This window comes from Chitinophaga qingshengii (assembly GCF_014529935.1).
Classification (GTDB): Bacteria; Bacteroidota; Bacteroidia; order Chitinophagales; family Chitinophagaceae; genus Chitinophaga; species Chitinophaga qingshengii.
Window position 1 is genome coordinate 1,559,706 of the sequence record NZ_JACVFC010000001.1, and the last position, 22,412, is coordinate 1,582,117.

17 protein-coding genes and 1 CRISPR repeat array are annotated in these 22,412 nt (G+C 47.2%); of the genes, 10 read left to right on the forward strand and 7 right to left on the reverse strand.

Translation table 11 applies throughout. From position 1 onward, the window contains the following. The first annotated feature begins 2 nt into the window (after nt 1-2). The 4 genes from cas4 to ICL07_RS05815 all read left to right on the forward strand — a co-directional run bounded on the left by cas4 (nt 3) and on the right by ICL07_RS05815 (nt 6,574). On the forward strand, nt 3-530 hold the full coding sequence (cas4, locus tag ICL07_RS05800) for a CRISPR-associated protein Cas4 (protein ID WP_188086974.1): 528 nt from the start codon (nt 3-5) through the stop codon (nt 528-530). A gap of 19 nt (nt 531-549) precedes the next feature. Then, nucleotides 550-1,554 carry a type I-B CRISPR-associated endonuclease Cas1b gene (gene cas1b / locus ICL07_RS05805; protein ID WP_188086975.1) on the forward strand — a complete coding sequence of 335 codons (1,005 nt, stop codon included), beginning with the start codon at nt 550-552 and terminating at the stop codon, nt 1,552-1,554. A gap of 25 nt (nt 1,555-1,579) precedes the next feature. Continuing rightward, on the forward strand, nt 1,580-1,843 hold the full coding sequence (cas2, locus tag ICL07_RS05810) for a CRISPR-associated endonuclease Cas2 (protein WP_188086976.1): 264 nt from the start codon (nt 1,580-1,582) through the stop codon (nt 1,841-1,843). A 208-nt stretch (nt 1,844-2,051) separates the two neighbouring features. Further along, nucleotides 2,052-5,901: direct repeats of the CRISPR family, unit length 30 nt; unit sequence GTATAATCAGGACCGTAATGGTATTGAAAG. Nucleotides 5,902-6,127: 226 nt separating this feature from the next. Next, nucleotides 6,128-6,574 carry a hypothetical protein gene (locus ICL07_RS05815; protein WP_188086977.1) on the forward strand — a complete coding sequence of 149 codons (447 nt, stop codon included), beginning with the start codon at nt 6,128-6,130 and terminating at the stop codon, nt 6,572-6,574. Nucleotide 6,575: 1 nt separating this feature from the next. On the opposite strand, the gene ICL07_RS05820 is transcribed toward ICL07_RS05815, so the two are convergent. The 4 genes from ICL07_RS05820 to ICL07_RS05835 form a co-directional block, all read right to left on the reverse strand. After that, nucleotides 6,576-7,148 carry an NADPH-dependent FMN reductase gene (locus ICL07_RS05820; RefSeq protein WP_188086978.1) on the reverse strand — a complete coding sequence of 191 codons (573 nt, stop codon included), beginning with the start codon at nt 7,146-7,148 and terminating at the stop codon, nt 6,576-6,578. 66 nt (nt 7,149-7,214) lie between these two features. Further along, entirely contained in the window at nt 7,215-7,529 is a 315-nt protein-coding gene (locus tag ICL07_RS05825) for a hypothetical protein (protein WP_188086979.1), read from the reverse strand. Between the two features lie 6 nt (nt 7,530-7,535). Beyond that, a complete protein-coding gene (locus tag ICL07_RS05830; RefSeq protein ID WP_188086980.1) occupies nt 7,536-8,984 on the reverse strand; it encodes an alpha-L-fucosidase in 1,449 nt (482 codons plus the stop codon). A 91-nt stretch (nt 8,985-9,075) separates the two neighbouring features. Next, nucleotides 9,076-10,857, reverse strand: a complete 1,782-nt coding sequence (locus ICL07_RS05835) for an erythromycin esterase family protein (RefSeq protein ID WP_188086981.1) — start codon at nt 10,855-10,857, stop codon at nt 9,076-9,078. 188 nt (nt 10,858-11,045) lie between these two features. On the opposite strand from ICL07_RS05835, the gene ICL07_RS05840 reads away from it, so the two are divergent. Further along, nucleotides 11,046-12,104 (forward strand): mechanosensitive ion channel family protein, encoded by a 1,059-nt coding sequence (locus ICL07_RS05840; RefSeq protein ID WP_246484981.1) that lies wholly within the window; start codon nt 11,046-11,048, stop codon nt 12,102-12,104. Nucleotides 12,105-12,211: 107 nt separating this feature from the next. Here ICL07_RS05840 and ICL07_RS05845 read toward each other — a convergent pair whose 3' ends face one another. Further along, on the reverse strand, nt 12,212-13,702 hold the full coding sequence (locus ICL07_RS05845; RefSeq protein ID WP_188086983.1) for an aminotransferase-like domain-containing protein: 1,491 nt from the start codon (nt 13,700-13,702) through the stop codon (nt 12,212-12,214). Between the two features lie 65 nt (nt 13,703-13,767). Here ICL07_RS05845 and ICL07_RS05850 point away from each other — a divergent pair, with 65 nt between their 5' ends. The 5 genes from ICL07_RS05850 (at nt 13,768) to ICL07_RS05870 (ending at nt 20,142) form a co-directional block, all read left to right on the forward strand. Next, a complete protein-coding gene (locus tag ICL07_RS05850) occupies nt 13,768-14,403 on the forward strand; it encodes a pyridoxamine 5'-phosphate oxidase family protein (RefSeq protein WP_188086984.1) in 636 nt (211 codons plus the stop codon). A 163-nt stretch (nt 14,404-14,566) separates the two neighbouring features. Further along, a complete protein-coding gene (locus ICL07_RS05855; RefSeq protein ID WP_188086985.1) occupies nt 14,567-15,901 on the forward strand; it encodes a GntP family permease in 1,335 nt (444 codons plus the stop codon). 101 nt (nt 15,902-16,002) lie between these two features. Next, nucleotides 16,003-18,540, forward strand: a complete 2,538-nt coding sequence (locus tag ICL07_RS05860; RefSeq protein ID WP_188086986.1) for a phosphocholine-specific phospholipase C — start codon at nt 16,003-16,005, stop codon at nt 18,538-18,540. 76 nt (nt 18,541-18,616) lie between these two features. After that, entirely contained in the window at nt 18,617-19,363 is a 747-nt protein-coding gene (locus ICL07_RS05865; RefSeq protein WP_188086987.1) for a hypothetical protein, read from the forward strand. 14 nt (nt 19,364-19,377) lie between these two features. Continuing rightward, a complete protein-coding gene (locus tag ICL07_RS05870) occupies nt 19,378-20,142 on the forward strand; it encodes a hypothetical protein (protein WP_188086988.1) in 765 nt (254 codons plus the stop codon). Between the two features lie 46 nt (nt 20,143-20,188). Here the strand turns inward: ICL07_RS05870 and ICL07_RS05875 are convergent, their stop codons facing one another. Both ICL07_RS05875 and ICL07_RS05880 read right to left on the reverse strand, forming a co-directional pair. After that, nucleotides 20,189-21,187, reverse strand: a complete 999-nt coding sequence (locus tag ICL07_RS05875) for a Gfo/Idh/MocA family protein (protein ID WP_188086989.1) — start codon at nt 21,185-21,187, stop codon at nt 20,189-20,191. A 36-nt stretch (nt 21,188-21,223) separates the two neighbouring features. Further along, the gene (locus tag ICL07_RS05880; RefSeq protein ID WP_188086990.1) at nt 21,224-22,411 is read right to left on the reverse strand and encodes a nucleoside permease; all 1,188 of its coding nucleotides are present in this window, start codon (nt 22,409-22,411) and stop codon (nt 21,224-21,226) included. Nucleotide 22,412 lies beyond the last annotated feature (1 nt).

The window sequence follows — 22,412 nt, forward strand, 5'->3', positions numbered from 1 at the left end:
TTATGCAGGTAAATGCAACATTAATCAATCTATATCATATTTGTCAAAGAGAAATGTGGTTTCATACACATGGTATCAACATGGAGCATAATTCCGACATCGTTTACGATGGGAAGTTGCTGCACGAGACCAGTTATCCTCAACGCCCTGAGAAGTATTGCGAAATCGAATTATCTGCACATTTCGGACAAATCAAACTAACCGGAAAGATTGATTTTTATGATGCGCAGGAGCGAATTATCCATGAAATAAAAAGAAGTAACAAAGCGGAAACCGCACACGAATGGCAAGTTAAATTTTACATTTGGCTGCTCCAGTTAAACGATATTCTCAACGCCAGCGCTATATTGGAATACCCCAAAATCAGAACGCTATCGACCATTCAACTAACCTCTGATGACATTATTTACTTACAAACGGTCATTCAGAAAATTGCATGTTTACAACAGTCTAATCAATGCCCAAAAACAATCCAGTCCAAAATATGTAAAAGCTGCTCTTATTTCGATCTGTGTTATATCGACGAATAATACACCCAATATCTATTTCATGAAGAAAAGCTACTACCTCTTTAATCCTGGGCGAATGAGCCGGCGTGACAATACTCTTAAATTCACGCCAGTAGACGAAAATGGGTTAGAAGGAGCCCCCCGTTATATTCCAGTTGAGTCTGTCAACACTTTATACACCTTCGGAAATTTAGATGCGAATAGCGCATTGTATAATTTTCTGGGAAGGGAACAGATCAGTGTTCACTTTTTCGATTATTATGAGCACTACACTGGAAGTTTTATGCCTAAAGATTTCCTATTAAGTGGCAAAGTAATTATTGCCCAAACAGCTTGTTACGGCAATCATACAAAAAGGATGGATATAGCAAAAAAAATCATAGAAGGTGCCTCCTTTAACATTCTTAAGAACTTACGCTACTACAACGGCAGAGAAAAGGACACGAGCCATCAAATTGACTCGATAATGCTGTTATCCCAACAGATTACTTCTCTAAACAGTATCGAAGAGCTAATGGGCATCGAAGGCCAGATCCGTCAAATTTATTACCAGTCCTTTGATTCTATTATCAATAATTTTGAAATGGGAAACCGGAGCCGACAACCTCCCAGCAATGAGGTCAATGCACTCATTTCTTTTATCAACATGTTGTGTTACACCCTATGTCTTGACATGATACACCATACACAACTTAATCCAACAATTAGTTTTCTACACGAACCAGGATACAGGCGCTATTCGTTAGCATTGGATCTATCTGAAATTTTCAAGCCCATACTGGTTGACCGACTCATTTTCACCCTCTTAAATAAAAAACAAATACAGAAAAGCGATTTCGATTTTCAGATGAATAGCTGTTTGCTAAAGGATATCGGAAGGAAAAAAGTTGTCAAAGCCTGGGATGACAAACTCAGTGAAACCATAAAACATCGATCTCTTGGTCGAAATGTTACTTATAAACACCTGGTAAAACTGGAATGCTATAAGCTAGTCAAACATATTTTAGACATTGAACCCTATAAACCATTCAAGGCATGGTGGTAGTAATTAATCCTTTAATTTCCTATAAATGTATATAATTTTAGTCTACGATATAGACCAAAGAAGGGTCGGAAAAATGCTAAAACTTTGCAGGCAATATCTCCATTGGATACAAAATAGCGTTTTCGAAGGTGAATTGACTGAAGTTAAACTTAAAGAGTTACTTCATCATGCTAAATCTATTATGGATCTATCATATGATAGCATCATTATATTTACCAGCAGACAGGAGAAATGGCTTGATAAAACCGTAATCGGACTTGAAAAGAACAATCTCGACAACATGCTGTAGTCGTCGATTGCCAGAAACACCTCCACTCAAAGCTACCACCAGATCATTATTTCCTTATAAACAATTGATTTTCAATTAAAAACAATAGTCGTCGCTCCCCGGGGGTAATCGTATTACTATCGATCGACGACTATCATTAAACCCAAATGAGGATAATAAATAACTTTTGTCGTTTATTATCAATACATTAGATAATAATAAATGAAGGGTATAATCAGGACCGTAATGGTATTGAAAGAAGCCGGGCCATATTCCTTTTTCGGTGCATTCCTTGTATAATCAGGACCGTAATGGTATTGAAAGTTTATTTTCTCCGTGATCACGATTATAGGGCGAGGTATAATCAGGACCGTAATGGTATTGAAAGCATCAAGTTCGCGACCTAAGTTCACCCACTGCGCAGTATAATCAGGACCGTAATGGTATTGAAAGTTACACCTGGGGTGGTGGTCCGGCCAGCACCCAAGTATAATCAGGACCGTAATGGTATTGAAAGAGGTGACACCGGTATCCTTTTGCCTTTTGTCGAGCGGTATAATCAGGACCGTAATGGTATTGAAAGTGGGTTATACTTTGATGATTAAAGGTTTAACAGACGTATAATCAGGACCGTAATGGTATTGAAAGTTTATGGCATCCTTATGCAGCCAACAACTTTCCAGCGTATAATCAGGACCGTAATGGTATTGAAAGTTAGGTATAGCCTATGCAGGAGCGCATCCAGATTGTGTATAATCAGGACCGTAATGGTATTGAAAGAGGAATGGTTAAAGGAAGAAGACCTTTTGCAGACAGTATAATCAGGACCGTAATGGTATTGAAAGGATGAATCACCCGCACGAATACCATACGCATAATGGGTATAATCAGGACCGTAATGGTATTGAAAGGACGATGAAGTATTTGCGGGATCTTGGCGCCTTAAGTATAATCAGGACCGTAATGGTATTGAAAGGTATCGCAGCAGCCTTAATGGCGCCATTCGTATAATGTATAATCAGGACCGTAATGGTATTGAAAGATATCCTCCAGTTCAAGTATCTCATTTTTACACGCTTGTATAATCAGGACCGTAATGGTATTGAAAGTTTGCAACCTGGCCAGTAGTCGTAGACGAGGGAGATGGTATAATCAGGACCGTAATGGTATTGAAAGTTGATTACGGACTGAGTGTTGACGGGGTTAACTACCCGTATAATCAGGACCGTAATGGTATTGAAAGACTTTAATAACGGGAAACCAACCGACGAAGAACAGAAGGTATAATCAGGACCGTAATGGTATTGAAAGATGAGAAACCGGGCCGTCCCGTTGGCAGTTATCGTTGTATAATCAGGACCGTAATGGTATTGAAAGGGAACAAAAAAATCCGCCAACCTGGGCGGATTCTTAGTATAATCAGGACCGTAATGGTATTGAAAGAAGCTTTCCGTATTGGCGGGCACCCGCTGGTATAGCGTATAATCAGGACCGTAATGGTATTGAAAGTGAACTGAAATATTATTTCCATACAAAATGATTTCAGTATAATCAGGACCGTAATGGTATTGAAAGATGGGTAAAGAATATTACCCAATCGCAGATTATTAGCGTATAATCAGGACCGTAATGGTATTGAAAGCCATAAGCCCGGATGAAAACGTAGGAACTAAGATCGTATAATCAGGACCGTAATGGTATTGAAAGGATTAAACAACTATTCAAAAACGAAAGTATGAAAAGTATAATCAGGACCGTAATGGTATTGAAAGTCTAAAGTTATCATAAATACCTTTGCCCAGATCCCGTATAATCAGGACCGTAATGGTATTGAAAGATCCATTCATAAGTATCAATCAATTCAATCTTTACCCGTATAATCAGGACCGTAATGGTATTGAAAGAGCTAAAATGAATGCTATACAGGAATTACCAAAGAAGTATAATCAGGACCGTAATGGTATTGAAAGGTGCACAACCAATTTGTTTTGCTAATTTTTTTAGTATGTATAATCAGGACCGTAATGGTATTGAAAGTCGAGTAGTATGAGAGAAATAACACTTGGTCAACATTGTATAATCAGGACCGTAATGGTATTGAAAGATGCCAGGATATTGTTGTTTTGCTTCCCACTGGATGGTATAATCAGGACCGTAATGGTATTGAAAGTCCACTGTTGACCTGGCACTCGCTGATGGGTCACCAGTATAATCAGGACCGTAATGGTATTGAAAGCGGGAATTAGGCAGCGCTGGTGCCGTATGGCATTCCAGTATAATCAGGACCGTAATGGTATTGAAAGGAACCTGCGGAAATGATGATGCTAAAGACCACCCAGTATAATCAGGACCGTAATGGTATTGAAAGTAACTACTCTCCTGTATAGTGTTGTACTTTTTACGGTGTATAATCAGGACCGTAATGGTATTGAAAGTTAAAATAAAAATAACACTTAACACTAAACGCACTAAAGTATAATCAGGACCGTAATGGTATTGAAAGCCGGCTGCTGATGCGTGACCGTAGTCACCGGCTGGTATAATCAGGACCGTAATGGTATTGAAAGAAAGGAACGCTTTAAGGTTTACGAAGACATCAATAGTATAATCAGGACCGTAATGGTATTGAAAGTGGATACAATAAATGCTTTCCCAGGATGGTGGAAGGTATAATCAGGACCGTAATGGTATTGAAAGGACCTTCTCCACGAAACACTGCTCCATATAACGGGGGTATAATCAGGACCGTAATGGTATTGAAAGGCAATAAGAACCTTAGAATAACCTTTACATGGAGCCGTATAATCAGGACCGTAATGGTATTGAAAGGTGCAAACGGACCGGCCTCGACCCGATGACAAGGCAGTATAATCAGGACCGTAATGGTATTGAAAGCGACTTCATGCTGAAACACGATAGGCCTCCAACTTGGTATAATCAGGACCGTAATGGTATTGAAAGTCAGCAGGCAAATTTTGCCTGTTGGTGAATCCGGTTGTATAATCAGGACCGTAATGGTATTGAAAGCATCCAGGAGGATCTTGAGTCGAAGCTTAAAGACTGTATAATCAGGACCGTAATGGTATTGAAAGTACAATGTATTATGGCTACGTGCTAAAAAAAAATCCGTATAATCAGGACCGTAATGGTATTGAAAGATTATATGAAAAGGGATTTATTACTAAAAACAGAGGGTATAATCAGGACCGTAATGGTATTGAAAGGGAACAATCCCAGGTATCACCGGCAATGTTGATCTGGTATAATCAGGACCGTAATGGTATTGAAAGTATTGTGCAGGCCACCTGCCGGCGTCCGCCTGAAGCGTATAATCAGGACCGTAATGGTATTGAAAGATAACGAATCCTTATCTGTCTTATCGTTTCCGACATGTATAATCAGGACCGTAATGGTATTGAAAGGTATTTCAACCGAACCATTGACGATCTGCTGACCACGTATAATCAGGACCGTAATGGTATTGAAAGACAATAGCAGCGAACCTTACACGCGATGAAATTCGGGTATAATCAGGACCGTAATGGTATTGAAAGATGCTACTTCAAGGGCTTTTGCTCCTATATTCATGTATAATCAGGACCGTAATGGTATTGAAAGCCCGGACGGGAAAATCCAATCCATCCGGAGTTGGACGTATAATCAGGACCGTAATGGTATTGAAAGTCGAGGATGAGCTGCGTTCCGGGAATCTCCCGCACCGTATAATCAGGACCGTAATGGTATTGAAAGGGATAAGACCCGACAGCTTTTGGCGGGAAGACAAGTATAATCAGGACCGTAATGGTATTGAAAGTGTAGTGCGTGCATCAAGCGGGCCGGCAACTTCTTTCGTATAATCAGGACCGTAATGGTATTGAAAGATAGTGTCGATTACCTTCCCATGGACAGCCACTACAGTATAATCAGGACCGTAATGGTATTGAAAGACATATTGCGGTGCCGTAGCCTCGGGTTACTTCGGTGTATAATCAGGACCGTAATGGTATTGAAACACAGTTATATTTTTCGGGAATCCATCTGACGGCGCGGTATAATCTGAACCATAGTGATATTGAAATCATATTGCAGCCTCTTGCTTAACAAGTTCTCTCATACGTACAATCAGGACCGTATTAAAGTTAGTTTTGATCGAAATTCCACCGTATATCTCTACAGGCGGCCACTTCCTGTCTTGTCAAAACTAAAATGATCGGTAAAAACGATGGATACGCGACGTATATACAGTTATTAATTAATTTATATACTTTAGCATCCAAGTAGGCGTTTATATACCAGACATATTTTATGAAGAAGTATTTTATTTACCTGTTGCCGCTATGCGCGACTTTTGCCTGTGCTGACAACCATAACCAACAAGGAAAGACCGACACTACCACGGCTACTGTTCACAATGTATCCGCTGCGCCGGGCGCCAATGCCAAACCGGGCGTCGATACCGATGCCGTACCCGCCTGGGCGGACTCACTGATCATTGCGTTCTCTCAGGAAACCAGCAATGAACTGATCCGTTTTGCCGCAAAGGAAAAAACGCTCGAATGGATGCTGGATGGGACCGAAGAAACAGACAGTGCTACTTACATGGTCTTTCACCTCGGTCACCACATGGAAGAGCCGGACCATACCGATCCGCGGTTTGCAACGGATGGTTGGGTATACATCAACACCCGGACAAGAAAACTATATGAATATGATGTCGCAGCCGACAACCTGATTCCCTGGCACAAAAAGTAATTTAACGTACCGAAGGCTGAGGAAGCAACTCCAGGGGTTCTTTCTTCACCACTGCTATCAATGCCTGTATCAGCGTCTGTACTTTTTCCAGTGTAGCGGTATCCGTGATAACTCCGTCGGCATTTATTTTTGCTTTAACACCTGAAATAACCAGCTGTGCGTCTGTAGCGATTTTTGATTCTATCATCAGCAAGGTACCCAACAGGGAAGCATGTGACTTCACACCGGAAGTACCTGCTGTAATCAGCGCCACCGGTTTTTGGGAAAACTCCATGGACGATACGGTCCAGTCGATGGCATTTTTCAGGGTACCCGGTACGCCGATCGCATATTCGGGTGTACAGATCAAAATAGCGTCTGCAGCGCGTAAACGTTCCCGGAAAGCAGTTACCTCCGCCGGTGGCTGATCCTGGTCCAAATCGGGGTTAAAATGCGGAATAGTGGTCAATCCTTCATATAGCTGCACCTCCGCAATATCTTTTGCAAGTGTGGAAATGGCATTTATCAACTGATGATTGGAGGATTGCTGGCGGGTGCTGCCGGAAATAGCGAGTATCTGGATCTGCTGAGACATACATTTTTTTTACAAGGCATAAAAATACGAAACCCCGGTTGCAAACAACCGGGGTTTCGTATTTTTTTATGCGGTCCGCTTCAGCTGTTGCATCGCTGCTATGATATCCAGCATCAGCGGTTCACTGGCGAATACTTCATGCATCGAGCCATCAACAGATTCAAAGAGATAATACTGCCCTACGCGGTATAAACGGGCATATCCGTCAGTATCGGCCAATTGGCGGACCAGCTCCACTTTCCGCCCCGTTGTTGCCTGGGGTAATGCCAGTGGATAAATCCGGCGTACATCGTCGTCTGTCCACCCTTCTCCCAGCACTGACTGTAAAGAGGGCGCGTCCAGCAGACCTGCCTCGCGGAGGCAATCTCCTTCAAAATTCATGAGCGCTTATTTTATCTTCACTACAAATAGTTGCGGAGAAACATCTCCCGGGAGAAGCCCCGATAAATTAATCACATAATCCTTCCCCTGCTGTTGTCCTTTGATTGATTTGTTGCAACCCAGAATACTACAGGTGGCATTCTTAGGAGCGGTATAGTTACGAATGCGCAGCTGTTGTTCAAAACGTGGCACAATGCAATATAAAGCATCTTTCCCGGTAGTGAAAAACATTTCTATATGCGCATGATCAGCAGCAGGTTCCACCATTTTCGAAATATTGTAACCGGACATATAACTGGCCTCTTTTATCTCCGGCCTTTTGCCCGCGCTCCACTGCCGTGTTTCATGCCATGATTTGGTTTCGTATATGGCCTCTCCGTTCACCTTCAGCCAGGCGCCCATATCCAGTAAACACTGCTGCATGATCACCGGTATCCGGCCATCGGCCGTAGGCCCGATATCGAGCAACAGGTTACCGCCACGGGAGACAATATCTGTCAGCAACAGTAACAGATCATTGCTCTTTTTATAATCGTCAGCCGTCTCCATCCGGTTGTATCCGTACGACTGGCCAATACCCTGGCTTTCTTCCCATACCACGCCCGGCTGCATACCACTGCCATATTCAGAAGTGAGATAAGTGGCGCCGTTATTTTTGCCCCGTGTATTATTGCCCCAGCGGTCATCTACCGCTACTTCATCCTTTACCGGCGATTCATTGTACAACCAGGCCAGCAGCTCGGTACTATGCCACGCGGTGTCCGACATCTCCCATTCTCCATCAGAAAAAATAACGGAAGGCTTGTAACGGGTCACCAAGTCCTTAAACTGCGGCATCATCACTTCCTTCACATAACGCTGCTTATCTGATTTATACAACGGATTAAACCATTCGTACAACGAATAATAATATCCCATGCGCAAACCTTCCTTACGCACCGCAGCAGTAAGATCGCCCAGCAGATCACGTTTAGGCGTTCCCGTTACTGCGTTCCAGGAACGGCCCCAGGAGGCGTCCGCTTGTTTATTATCCCATAAACAATATCCCTCATGATGTTTGGAAGTCAGCACTACATACCGGGCGCCGGAACGTTTAAATACATCGGCCCATTGGCCCGGATCGAAAAGCGAAGCGGTGAACTGTTTTTCCAGTTGCTGATAAGGTACGTCCGGCCCGTACTGTTTATCGTGGAAAGCCCGCACCTTAGCATGACTTCCCTCTTTGGTACCATCCAGGTTGTACCAGTACCACTCCGAATATCCACCAGGGCCTACCACGGCAAAAGATGGCACGGCATACACACCCCAGTGTATAAAAATGCCGAACTTGGCTTCATTAAACCAGGCAGGAATACCCCGCTTGTTAAGCGAGTTCCAGTCAGCCGTATATTTTTGCGCAAAAAGTGTGGAAAAACTGCACAGCAACCATGCCATGCCTGATAGCATTTTCTTCATGAATAATGGAATTTTAGCACTAACGTGAAATACGTGTCGAACAAGACTCAATATAAAACGCAGGTTCCCGAATTCCAAATGGAGGCCGTTTTTACTGTTTACCGGGCAACAATTTGCTGGGAGTAGTATTTTCCAGGTAAATAACAGCATCGTATTGATCCGGCAGCACACCGTATTCAAATTGCGCATTGCCATCAAGCGCCAGCGAACCAATACAGCGCAAGCGGACCTTATCCAATAACCACGAGGCACGGTCATCCCTCAGCTGCTCCCGGCGTACATCCAGGATAAAATCGCCGATACCGCTGGCTTGTGCATAACTTTCGAAAGCATGCGGCACCGGTGGAACCAGCAGATTATCTCCCCTCACCCCTTCTCCCCTTTTCACCGCTACATATTGCCCCTTTGCAGCGCCAAAGGCGATGACCACCATGTCTTTTTTGAAGGTTTTATCCAGGTGTCCTCCCATCGAACGGCCCGACCGCTTCACATGCCCGCTGTGTGCCCATAACACCAGCTTCTGGCCGGGATTTTGTTCGGTCAGCCACTTTACATTCTCCGCCATAGACTTATCCCGGTGCTCAATATTGCCACGATGCGTACTAACCGCAATCAGATATTGCTGCAATACAGTTACGTTGCGGGTATACCATGCCAGCGTACTATCGCCCATCAGTTGTTGATAATGTGCCCGTTTTTTTTCAAAAGCCTGCGCGATCAGATCCAATGGCACCTGTACCGACGCCCGTTCCTCCCGGTTCAGCGGTGCGGTATAACTATATCTTCCTTTAAATTTTTCACAATAAAAAACCACTGTATCCACCAGGGGTTTCAGCGTTGTGTCATACCGGTCAGCAAACTGTCGCAGGTTATCACAGGCGCCTCTGTGGAACTGCATATCAAAACCGGTGAATTGTACCATTTTATCCGGATGCGCTATGTTGTACGCCCGCATCCATTTAACCATTTCCAATACCTCTCTGGTGTTCCAGGTCCAGAAATACATAGCCTCAAGCGCCGCCTCTGCGGTGCCTTTGCCATATAGCACATATTCATTCATGTGTTTAGCTTCCGGCAAATTGGCTTCTATGGCGAAAACCCGGAAACCCATTTCCGTTACGAGAAATTCCAGCAACCGGTGTTTCATCCGGAATACCTCACTGGTGCCATGTGTACATTCCCCCAACGCTACAATTCCGGCATCTCCTATCAATGGCTTCAATCCCTGCAGATCTTCACTGCCATGACCGGCATCTACTGTTTTCAATGGCATAGCATGGTCTTTCAGCCACTTCAACTCATCAGTCTTCGCAGTCACTTCTTCCAATGGAATTAACTGCACATCTTTTCCATCTATCCAAAGCGCCAGACTATCCATCCACATCTTCCCATTACCGGTTAATAACCCGCCCAATGTAATCTGAGCAGCGGCCTTATCCAGCTTTAGCTCTATTTCGTATAAGGTCCAGGGTGTAGTGCCTTTAATACCGCGGCGGTACATATTATCAAACTCACTGGTACCATCCAGTCGCAGCCATAAACCGGCCCAACCGTCTGTTATATTTTCTGTGCGGACATATCCCCGGAGTTTGACTTTCTTCCCCTTATATTCCGTCGGCACCCCATAAGAGAGGGCAATAGCCGTTTTGGCATCACTGCTGTCTCTTTTCAACAACAGGGAATAACGCCCGGAATAAACCGTCGTGCTGTCTATCGAGGCTACATCGCCACGCTCTTTTCTAACGTCGATGTCCGTCCATGCTACCGGCAGGCCGGTATGCGCATCCATTTTTTCCATATCGAGATTATAGCGCTGTTGCGCCCATAACAGAGAAGGGAGAACGTGTAACAGTAATAACAGGATTTTTTTCATATAGGAATAAAAGGTCTTAATGACACTAAAATAACGGGAATGCGCAAAAAAAATTTTCTTTGTCTTCTTTTTAAAACCAACTGGACAACTTGATACTAATATAAATTTAATGTTTTTATCCCCCCTGCGGCACCGTTTTTGTGGCCTGCGCGCGTATGTGGAATGAAATACTAGAAAAAACGGACCATTTGCCCAACATCTTATGGGATTTGATGTTGGTGGGCATTTCAGTAATCGCAGGCTGGCTGATCAAGTTCCTGCTATCCCTGTTCCTGCGCAAGTCGGCGGCAAAAGACGGAGGTTTTTCACTGGTACACAGTGTACTCCTTCACCTGGGAAAAGCATTCAACTATTTCCTGCCATTACTCATCCTCAACATGTTGATGCCACTAATGCGGATACCTGCCAAAGATGCGCCCTTGTTGAGCCGCGTAGTGGAAATAGCATTGACGCTCTCTTTTGGCGCACTGGCCATCGGCGCGGTAAAGGTGTTGGAAGATTATGTGTATCACACCTATGATCTGAAAAAAACCAACAACCTGAAAGAGCGGAAAATCCGTACCCAGCTGCAGTTTATACGGAAACTGGCGATATCAGTTATTTTGATGCTCACAGCCTGTGTGATCCTGCTCAGCTTCGACAGCCTGCGAAAACTGGGCGCAGGGCTATTAACCGGCGTTGGCGTCAGCGGTATCATCATCGGTTTTGCCGCGCAGAAATCGTTAGGAAACCTGCTCGCCGGCTTCCAGATCGCTTTTACACAACCTATCCGCATCGACGATGTACTGGTAGTGGAAGGCGAATGGGGACGTGTGGAAGAAATTACCCTCACCTACGTAGTCCTGAATATCTGGGATCAACGCAGACTGATCCTACCGATCAACTACTTCATTGAAAAGCCCTTCCAGAACTGGACCCGCACCGGCTCAGAAATATTGGGCACTGCTTTCTTTTACCTGGACTATGCTACGCCGGTAGATAAAATCAGGGCTGTGTTCAACCGCCTGCTGGAAGCAAATCCGCTGTGGGACAAACGAGCCAGCGCACTCCAGGTAACGAACACGAGTGAACGTACCATCGAAGTAAGAACACTGATGAGCGCCGCTACTTCCGGTAATGCATTTGACCTGCGTTGTTATATACGGGAAGAACTGGTGAAATATATCCGGGAAAACCATCCGGAATGTTTACCCAAAACAAGGGCTATCGTGGATGATTCTTTGCTCGCAAAGGCGCAGAGGTCTTAGTTTGAATTAAGTGCGCAAAGGCCCGAAGATTACGCAGAAGATCAATTTATGTCTCAAAAAATATTGTCTTCTTCGTAATCTTCGGGCCTTTGCGCACTTATTACATATTATAATCTTTGCTTGCTTTGCGAGATAATTTTTCGGAGGATGCCTACCGCCTGCTCCAATTCTGCAGGTGTGGAAGATGCGAAACCGAGCCGCGTGTGATTTAATTTCATGCCCGGCACATTAAAACCCCGGCCATCATAAAAAAAGAGACCTTGCTGCAACGCCTTCTCCGCCACCGTCTTCAGGTTAATCTGCGGATCGAACCCTGTCCATACCGCCAAACCACCTACCGGTACCTGGAAATCCACTACGTCGCCCAGTTCGGAACGTAACAGGTCACAGAAATAATCCCGGCGTTCCCGGTATATACGCAGCGACTTACGCAGCTGCCGGTGTATCACACCGCTCTGTAACAACGCCGCAAAAGCATTTTCCAGCATCAGATCGCCCTGACGGTCCACAATACGCCGCAGTTTAGCCAGGTAATTAATTACATCTTCCGATCCCACGAGATAGCCTACACGAAAAGCCGGTGAAATCGCCTTCGTGAAAGAACCGCCATATAATACCATACCCGCCTTATCTGCACTGGCCAATGGCGCCAGCGGCTTACTGAGATAGTGGAAGTCATAATCATAATCATCTTCAAAAATGATGAACCCGTATTTTTCAGATAGGCGTAACAGTTGTAAACGCCTGTCCGCCCTCAGCACAATGGTTGTAGGATAATGGTGATGCGGCGTCACATACACCATGCGTATCTTTTTCTGCTGACAAAGCAGCTCCAGTGCATCGGTGTCCATCCCATACTCATCTACCGGTACGGTATGCAATTGGGCGCCGGCCTGTATAAAATTGGCGGCCGCCCCGGCCCATGACATACTGGTGCTCACCACATGATCACCGGCAGATACCAGCCCGGTCGCCACCAGGAAAAATCCCATGATCGTTCCCCTTACTATCAGAATATTTTCCGCCGTGGTGTTGAGGCCCCGGGTTTCATTCAGGTATTCGGAGAGCTCCTGCCGCAGGCGGAGCGAGCCGGTGGTATCACCGTAACCCAGCCTCACATAAGGGTTACCGTGCAGCAGTTGACTGCGGTAGTTACGCGTTAACTCCTCCAGCGGAGCCAGACGCGCATCCGGAAAACCGTCGTCCAGATGCAGGTGACTGCTCGCTTTCAACACCGGGCGGTTGAGGTGCTCCGGTACCGTAAAACTGAATCCGGCCGTCCGCTGGGGATTAAAGGTGGTCTCCCGGTTATCTGTCAACGTTTGTAAGGCGGTAGTAGGAAGATGACGGGCCACGAAAGTACCACTACCGGTATGACTTTCCAGCCATCCCTGGGTCAGCAGCTCATCGTAGGCACGTACCACCGTTTTGCGGTGCAATTGCAGTTTTTCTGCCATCTCACGGCTGCTGGGCAGCCGCTGGCCGGCATGCAGGGGGCCGGTCCGGATCAATCCCATTAACTGGTTCGCCAGCTGAAGGTACACTGGCTGCTTATCGTCCCGGTCTAACTGTAACAAAGAGAAAATTGGACTACTCATTTTATCTCAATCGGATGATGACACCGAGCCAATAAAGGTACAACTTTGTAAAAAATAATCGCCACATGCATCCTACTCCTCCACATCTCGCACCCAGCCGTTATCCTAAAAGGGCTTCCTACGATAAGGAAACCATTCATGCCATACTGGATGAAGCCCTCGTTTGCACCATCAGCTTTTCTGTTGACAACAGACCATTTGCCATCCCCACCGGCTTCGTACGCCATGAGGATAAAATATACATCCATGGTTCCGTTGGCAGTCATTTCATCCGCGAAATAGAAAAAGGCATCCCGGTATGTATTACCATCACCCTCCTGGACGCTATCGTGGTAGCCAAATCAGCATTCGATCATTCTGTTAACTACCGCTCTGTCATCCTGTTTGCCACCCCCGAAAAAATTGAGGACATCGAACTGAAAACAACCGCCTTCCGTTGGCTCACTGAAAAATTTGTTCCCAACAGCTGGGACTACCTGCGGCCTATCAGGGAAAATGAAGTCCGCAAAACCACCGTGCTAGCCTTCTCGCTCGATGAAGCCTCCGCCAAAATACGCACCGGTATGCCCGGCGAAGATGACGATAAAGACCTGCCCGTCTGGTCCGGCATCATTCCCCTGGAAACCCGGCGGCTGGCACCTGTGGCGGAAGATATCAGCAAAGACATACCGTTGCCGGCACATCTACAGGAACAGCGGTAAATATTTCCGCCACGTGGGTGTGGGGAGACCCGCATTATACCCGGGTTTCATAAATTCCCCCACCCCACGTCGTTTATACGCTCGCCTATTTTTATCTCCCGTAGTTTGTTCAACGATAATATAATAGATATCTTGTAAGATATCAGAACTATCATTGTCGCCCATGAACAACATCTCGCTATTGCAAAGTATCAGCGGTCTGCTGATTGGTATCGCGCTGATTGTGATATTGACGGCACGCTTCCGAATACACGCTTTTTTCGCCTTGCTGCTGGCCGGTTTGCTGGCCGGGCTCATCTTCCAGCTACCGCTGACGGATATACTCAGTACCATCAAAACCGGCTTCGGACAAATTATCGGTTCCCTCGGACTCCTGATTATTTTGGGCACTACGCTGGGCCTCATCCTCGAACATACCGGCAGCACCACGGTACTGGCCGCTTTTGTACTGCGGCAAACAGGCACGGGCCGTTCTCCGCTGGCATTGAATATTATCGGTTACCTGGTAGGCATGCCTATCTTCTGCGATTCAGGATACATTGTGCTCAGCGGTCTGAACAAAGCACTGGCATGGCGCTCCGGCGTATCCATGGTGATTATGGCTTCTTCGCTGGCAACGGGCTTGTACGCGGTGCATTGTATGATGCCGCCGCATCCCGGTATCACCGCGGCTACCGGCGTTATACAGGCAGATATGGGTAAAGTGATGTTATACGGCTTACTGATAGCTTTGCCAGCTTCTTTCTGCGGATATGCGTGGTCGTTATATGCCGGACGCCGCTTACCGGTCATCCGGCCGGAAGCCATGGAAACAGACGCAGCACCGGAAGCCCTCCCCTCCGTTTGGATGGCTGTACTGCCTATTGCAGTCCCCATCCTGCTCATTGCATTACGCTCCTTTTTTGCGCTGGAACAACAGACGTCCTCTCTGCCCGTGCAACTGCTGAATATTGCCGGTACACCGGAGGTCGCCATCACTATCGGCATCGGATTGGCATTGCCGGGTATGCAAAAGGGGCAGGGTGAAGGTTTTCGGAAAATATTACTGGAAGGCGCGGAAAAAGCGGCCGGTATACTGGTCATCATCGGCGGTGGCGGCGCTTTCGGCGCCATACTCGCCAAATCCGGCATCGGCGCCCATATCGCCAACAATCCCGCTATAACGGGCACGGGCATACTACTTCCCTTTATCGTTACCGCTGTTCTCAAAACTGCCCAGGGCTCTTCTACGGTCGCTATTATCACGGCGGCATCTATCATCCACCCATTATTACCTGCGTTGGGCCTCGATACGCCCAACGGCACCCTGCTCTGTGTACTGGCTATGGGCGCAGGTTCCATGATGATATCACATACCAACGATGCCTACTTCTGGGTTATCTCCCGCTTCTCCGGTCTCGAAGTAAAAGACATGCTCCGCGTATATACGATGGCCACGCTGGTGATGGGTATCGTCGCTATGTGCGGTGTATTCCTGCTGTCACGGCTGATGTTGTAATCAGAAAAAGATGGATGAGTGGTTACCACATAATTAAAATGAATGATTATTTTTCGCCCCTGACACAAACTAGCCACACTTCTTAAACTGATTCCACCTTTATGGACACGCGCAGGGAATTCCTAAAAAAATCTTTATTGCTTTCAGGCGCCGCAGGCGTCTCTACCATCATGCCCGCCTCTATACAACGGGCACTCGCTATCGATCCAACACCGGGCAGCACCTGGCTCGATGCGGAACACATCGTTATCCTGATGCAGGAAAACCGCTCTTTCGATCACTGCTTCGGCACGCTGCAGGGCGTAAGAGGCTTCCATGATCCACGGGCTATTCCGTTGCCCGACCTGAAACCCGTTTGGTTCCAGACCGACGACAAAGGCGATACCTATGCGCCTTTCCGCCTGGATATCAAAGATACTAAGATCACCTGGATGGGCTCCCTGCCTCACTCGCGGGCCAGCCAGGTAGACGCCTATAACGCCGGCAAACACGATCAATGGCTACTTGCGAAAAAACCAGGCAATAAACAATATGCACATATGCCGCTCACCATGGGGTACTTCACCCGGGAAGACCTTCCCTTCAATTACGCCATGGCAGATGCTTTCACGATATGCGACCAACATTTTTGCTCGGGTATGACCAGCACCACGCCCAACCGCTCCTTCTTCTGGACCGGCAAAATTACCAGCGAAGAAAACGGCCGCGCTAAAGTAAATATCCGCAACGACGACTTCAGCTACGGCAAACACACCTGGAAAACGTTTCCTGAGCTGCTGACGGAAAACAAGGTGAACTGGAAATTTTACCAGAACGATCTCAGCTGCGGCGGCGGCTTCAAAGGAGAAGAAAGAGCCTGGCTGGCTAACTTTGGCTGTAACCTCCTCGAATTCTTCGAAGCATATCATGTGAAGTTCTCCTCCCGTTATATCCAAACCCTGCTCAAACAGGCGGAAACGCTGCCGGAAGAGATCAACAAACTACAGGAAGCCTCTCCCTCCTCCGATGATGCCGCGCAGAAAATACGCGTGGAAATCGCGAAAAAACAAGAGGTACTGGACAACGCCACAAAAGAACTGGCGAAATGGAACAAGGAAAGTTTTGAGCAACTAAATGATGAGCAAAAACAACTGTACCGCAACGCTTTTGTGATCAACAGCGGCGATCCCAACTTCCGCAACGTTACTACCTTCCGCTACACCGACGATGGACAGGACCGCCAGGTAACCGTTCCCGCCGGCGATATCCTGCACCAGTTCCGCCAGGATGTACGGGAAGGTAAACTGCCGACGGTGTCCTGGCTCAGCGGCCCTCAGAACTTCTCCGACCACCCCAGTGCCCCCTGGTACGGCGCCTGGTACGTTTCAGAGATCATGGACATCCTCACCGGCAACCCGGAAGTATGGAAGAAGACCATCTTCATCGTTACCTATGATGAAAATGATGGTTACTACGACCACGTACCGCCTTTCTCCATCCCCGATGAAAACAAACCAGGCACGGGTAAGGTGTCCGGTGGTATTGACACGGAAGTGGAACATGTAAGACTGGAGAATGAACTGGCGCAAGGCATCCACAAAAAACAGGCCCGCGAAGCGCCTATCGGACTGGGATTCCGGGTACCGCTGCTCATCGCTTCTCCCTGGAGCCGCGGCGGTAAAGTATGCTCACAGGTATTCGACCATACCTCTACCCTGCAGTTCCTGGAAAAATTCGTGAATGGTAAATACGGCAAACAAATACACCTTGACAATATCAGTCAGTGGAGACGCGCTATCTGCGGGGACCTCACAGCTGCCTTCAGCACATTTGTACCCAACAAAGACAAACTCCCCTTCCTGCAAAAGGAAAAATTTGTGCAGGAAATCTATAACGCCCAGTTCAAAGGTATACCCGGCGGCTTTAAAAAGCTGACACCGGATACACTGGCACAGGTAACGGGGAAGACTACACCGGCCCAACTGCTGGCGCCACAGGAAAAAGGCGTACGCCCGTCACCGTCATTGCCCTATGAACTGTATGTGGATATTTCCCGGCAGCCGGGCAGCCAACAGCTGACGGCCACCTTCAAAGCCGGCAACCAGGTATTCGGCGCCTCCGCAGCAGGGTCGCCTTTCACCGTGATTGCCCCGGTAAAGTTCAAAGATGAAAAAGGGAATACCGATCAATGCCGCAACTGGTCTTTTGCTGTAAAAGCAGGCGACCAGCTCCAATACGAATGGCCGTTGCAGGCGTTTGAAAACAATCGCTATCATCTCCAGGTGAACGGTCCCAATGGCTTCTTCCGCGAAGCTACCGGTAATATGGAAGATCCGGCCCTTACGACTACGTGCACCTATGAACGAAATAAATCTTCCCAAAAACTAACAGGCAATGCGGTGCTCTCCCTGTCTAATAGCGGTAACCAACCACTGACAATCACCATCCGCGACAACGCCTATGGCAATAAATCCATTACCCGTACGGTCACCAAAGACCAGTTAGCGCTGATTACCCTGCCCCTGCAATCCAGCAAGGGCTGGTACGACTTTACCGTACAGGCGGAAGGCCATACATCCTTTGCCCGGAGATATGCCGGACGGGTGGAAACCGGCCAGGAGAGCATTACTGACCCGTATATGGGAAAAATATCGGGATAATTTATGGAATCCGGGCTGTTGATGGCATCATGCTGAAAAATGGTGAATGAAATATTTTCTTTTAATACTTTTCAACATGTCCAGCTTCGCATCCTGCGGCCAGCAGCCCGGTTCCTCCATGCCTCCGCTGATCCGCTATGATTCCATCGGCACAGGTATCCTGCAAATCAGCTTCGAGCCTGAAACACCCCTTTACGCCCATCCGGATGATACCCGGCCTTTTGACATCCTGAAGATCGAACAAGATAAGAATGGCAGTTATATCTTTCAGACCGGTGTGCTACAAAAACGTTTTGCCCCCTATCAGTTGTTTGCCGGCGATACGTATGAGTCAGGCCGGCAACATATACGGTCAGGTCTCGCTCACTTTCCACCGGCGCTGAAATTTCGCGTAGTAAAAGCCACCAGCCAATATTTCCAGGTGGTGATCAATGAACAGGAAAAGCTCACCTGCTTTATCCGCATCCATCCACATTACGCCTTATATCAGACAACGGCAGAAAGAGCATCCCACCTGAGCAGCCCCACCCCTGACGCCCACTGGTATCTCTATGAAACCTGGGAACATTTTTTACAACGTCTCATTTATGTAAGCGTTAAACCTGGTATCCCATTTTACGACGCTCCCGACGGAAAGAAAATTTCTCTGCCCAAACAGGAAGAAAATCAGTATTGTTGCTTTAAAGTAGGCGAGGTAAAGGGAGACTGGGCGCAGCTCCTGGACAGAGCAGACTACTACAAAAAAAAGAAACCTTACGGCTGGGTAAAATGGCATAACGGCATCACACCCAACATCCACATGACCGAAGTCGTATATAAATAAATCATTCCTAAAACATGCAACACTTACTGTTAATCCTTTCCACCATGTTCTCATTTTTTTCTGATTACCAGGGCCACGGCCCTGCTCTTCCTTCATTGCCCCACAATGATTCACTGGGCATAGGTCTTCTGCAGGTAAGTTTTATAGAGCCGATACCTTTATATGCTTCCGCAGAAGCCACACAGCCGTTTGATACACTCGTTATCAAACAAAAGAAGGATGGCAGTTATGCTTTCCTGACGAAAGTGCTGAAGAAAAACCTCGCCCCTTTCCGCCTTTTTGAAGGCGACACCAACGAAGGCGGCCGCCGGCACACCAACATGGGCTTGATTCATTTCCCGCCTGAATTACAGTTACGGGTGATAAAAGCTACCAGCACCCATTTCCAGGTGGTGATCAATGAACAGGAAAAGCTGACTGTTTTCATCCGGATAAACCCGGCCTACACGATGTATCATAAATTATTTGACAGGGAGCGTAACGCGTCAAAGACCGACCCCCGCTGGTATGTGTACGAAACCTGGGAAAACGTGCTGCAACGGGCCTACATCGTTCATATTAAAAAAGATATACCTGTATTCGAAAGCCCCGGTGGCGACAGGATTCCTTTCCCCAAACTGGAAGATGGCTGTGATGATTGTTTTCATATAGGAGAAATAAAGGGAGATTGGGCGCAGATGATAGACAGGCAGGACCGTAAAAAGAAACCCTATGGCTGGGTAAAATGGCGGGATGCCAAAACACTGCTGGTCACTTATATGGAGTTCGGATACGAATAAATAAAAGGCCCCGGAACAGGTATTTCACCTGCCCGGGGCAAAAGCGCTACACATTCATCATTACAGGAGCGCCCTTTTTCTTTTTGCTGGCATCGGCTGCTTCCATGAAGGCGATCATCTCGATCGTCTCCTGCGGTTCTACCGGCACTATGCCGGTTTGAAAGAAGGAAGCAATTTGTGTGACCAGGGGTTGATAAGAATTAAAATCACCGATAGGCATAATCGCTTTTTCTCCGAAAGCATGACCGCCAAAGCCATAAGGACCTTTAATCACACCGCGCAGCGTACCAATACGGCCATCAGCCCATACACCGGTTACCTGGTCCATATCTGCGGAGGTGGTACGGGTTACTTTACGGCAACCGGTACCCATCAGCGCAAACAGGATCTCCACTCCATGAATGCCATACCAGAAAAGATCCGGATGCGTTTTTTCGGTGGGTGACGGCGTGTACACGTCTGCACCGGCTACCTTGCCGATCTTGCCTTGTTTCACCTGTTGTACGCTATCAATAAAACGTAAAGCGGAAGAGGAGAATACGGGCACCTTATATTTTTCAGCGGCTTTAAAAATCGCCTTTGTATCAGCCAGGGAAGCGGCAATCGGCTTATCAATGAAAATACGTTTGCCTGCTTTAAACACCGGAAGCGCTTGTTCCAGGTGTACGCGGCCGTCGTTGGATTCCAGCAGAACAACGTCTACCTTGTCCAATAAAGCAGCGATAGAGTCCACTATCTCCACGCCCAATTCCTTTACCTTGGCCAGATTGCCGGGTACCATCTCCAAACTGGAAGCGATGTCTTTACTACCCTGGGGATAGGCGGCCACTACTTTAAACCCATGATAAGCCGGATCCGCATTGGGAGCATTGAACATTTTGGAAAACTCCACACTATGGGAAGTGTCCAGTCCGATGATGCCTATCCGTTTTCCCGCTTCAACGGGCGTACCGGCAAACAGGGAATTGGCCCGGCCAACGAGGCCGAGCCCAACACCTGTTATTGCCGCTGTTCTGAGAAATTTCCTGCGATCGTATGCGGTCATGATATTTATTTATTTTGAAATTTTTTGATTTACTGTTTATTTATCTTCCTTAAACAAAAAAACAAACAACAACAGAAAAACGACGGTAATGCCGGCAGGCACCAGCCAGATAGCCTGCCAGTCATATGCAGGTCCGGCGGGCGTAGCCTGACTAAAACGCCGTGCCACAAATCCCGATACATAGGAGCCTATCAGCATACCGATACCATAGGTAGCCAGCGTAATCAATCCCTGTGCTGCGTTTTTCACCGTTTCACCCGCCTTCTTGTCCGTATAAATTTGTCCGGTTACAAAAAAGAAATCGTAACACATGCCATGCAGCACTATACCGCCATAGAGCATCCAAACACCGGCGCCACTATCGCCATAGGCAAACAGGATATAACGCAGTATCCAACAGGCCATACCCAGTACCAGCATACGTTTTACGCCCATCCTGACAAACAGCAGCGGCATCAGCAGCATAAAGAGGAACTCCGATACCTGTCCCAGCGTCATTTTGCCGGCAGCGTTGCTCATACCGGTATGGTTCAGAAACGCATTGGTAAAGCTGTAATAGAACGCCAGCGGGATACACACAGCAATGGCGGTAATAAAAAACAGCCAGTAAGCGCGGCTTTTAAACAATACCAATGCATCCAGTCCCAGGATATCTGACAACTGCACTTTTTTCTTTACCGGCGGCGTGCCGGGAAGAAAAAAGCTGTAAATACCAAGCAACAGTGAGCTGGCAGCGGCAATATGAAAGGTGGCAGCGGTGGTTTCTACTTTCGCAAAACCAATCAGCAATCCGGCAGCAATCCACCCTACGGTACCGAATACACGTACGGAAGGAAACTCCCTTCCGGCATCTGTCATCTGCCGGAAGGAAATGGAATTGGCCAGCGACATGGTAGGCATATACAATAATGTATACAACAGGATCAGCCACCAGAAGCTGCCGAAATCCTGTACGCTGCCCGTTAGGTACAAAGTGGCTGCCCCCGCCAGGTGCAGCACGCCCAACACCTTCTGTGCGGCAAAAAAACGGTCAGCAATTAACCCCACAAAAAACGGGGAGATAATGGCCGCAATGGAAAGGTTGGCATAGGCTGCCCCTACCTGCACCGCGTCTGCTTTGAGCGCGGTGATCAGGTAAGTGCCCATGGTCACATACCAGGCACCCCAGGTGAAGTACTCCAGCAGCATCAGGACAGACAGTCGCACCCGTACGGAAAGGGACATA

Coding starts and splice junctions, on each gene's coding strand:
- ICL07_RS05860 (WP_188086986.1), top strand. CDS start 16,003: ATGGACACGCGCAGGGAATTCCTAAAAAAATCTTTATTGCTTTCAGGC.
- ICL07_RS05865 (WP_188086987.1), top strand. CDS start 18,617: ATGTCCAGCTTCGCATCCTGCGGCCAGCAGCCCGGTTCCTCCATGCCT.
- ICL07_RS05825 (WP_188086979.1), bottom strand. CDS start 7,529: ATGAATTTTGAAGGAGATTGCCTCCGCGAGGCAGGTCTGCTGGACGCG.
- ICL07_RS05870 (WP_188086988.1), top strand. CDS start 19,378: ATGCAACACTTACTGTTAATCCTTTCCACCATGTTCTCATTTTTTTCT.
- cas4 (WP_188086974.1), top strand. CDS start 3: ATGCAGGTAAATGCAACATTAATCAATCTATATCATATTTGTCAAAGA.
- ICL07_RS05855 (WP_188086985.1), top strand. CDS start 14,567: ATGAACAACATCTCGCTATTGCAAAGTATCAGCGGTCTGCTGATTGGT.
- ICL07_RS05820 (WP_188086978.1), bottom strand. CDS start 7,148: ATGTCTCAGCAGATCCAGATACTCGCTATTTCCGGCAGCACCCGCCAG.
- ICL07_RS05875 (WP_188086989.1), bottom strand. CDS start 21,187: ATGACCGCATACGATCGCAGGAAATTTCTCAGAACAGCGGCAATAACA.
- ICL07_RS05815 (WP_188086977.1), top strand. CDS start 6,128: ATGAAGAAGTATTTTATTTACCTGTTGCCGCTATGCGCGACTTTTGCC.
- ICL07_RS05830 (WP_188086980.1), bottom strand. CDS start 8,984: ATGAAGAAAATGCTATCAGGCATGGCATGGTTGCTGTGCAGTTTTTCC.
- cas2 (WP_188086976.1), top strand. CDS start 1,580: ATGTATATAATTTTAGTCTACGATATAGACCAAAGAAGGGTCGGAAAA.
- ICL07_RS05850 (WP_188086984.1), top strand. CDS start 13,768: ATGCATCCTACTCCTCCACATCTCGCACCCAGCCGTTATCCTAAAAGG.
- ICL07_RS05880 (WP_188086990.1), bottom strand. CDS start 22,411: ATGTCCCTTTCCGTACGGGTGCGACTGTCTGTCCTGATGCTGCTGGAG.
- ICL07_RS05845 (WP_188086983.1), bottom strand. CDS start 13,702: ATGAGTAGTCCAATTTTCTCTTTGTTACAGTTAGACCGGGACGATAAG.
- ICL07_RS05835 (WP_188086981.1), bottom strand. CDS start 10,857: ATGAAAAAAATCCTGTTATTACTGTTACACGTTCTCCCTTCTCTGTTA.
- cas1b (WP_188086975.1), top strand. CDS start 550: ATGAAGAAAAGCTACTACCTCTTTAATCCTGGGCGAATGAGCCGGCGT.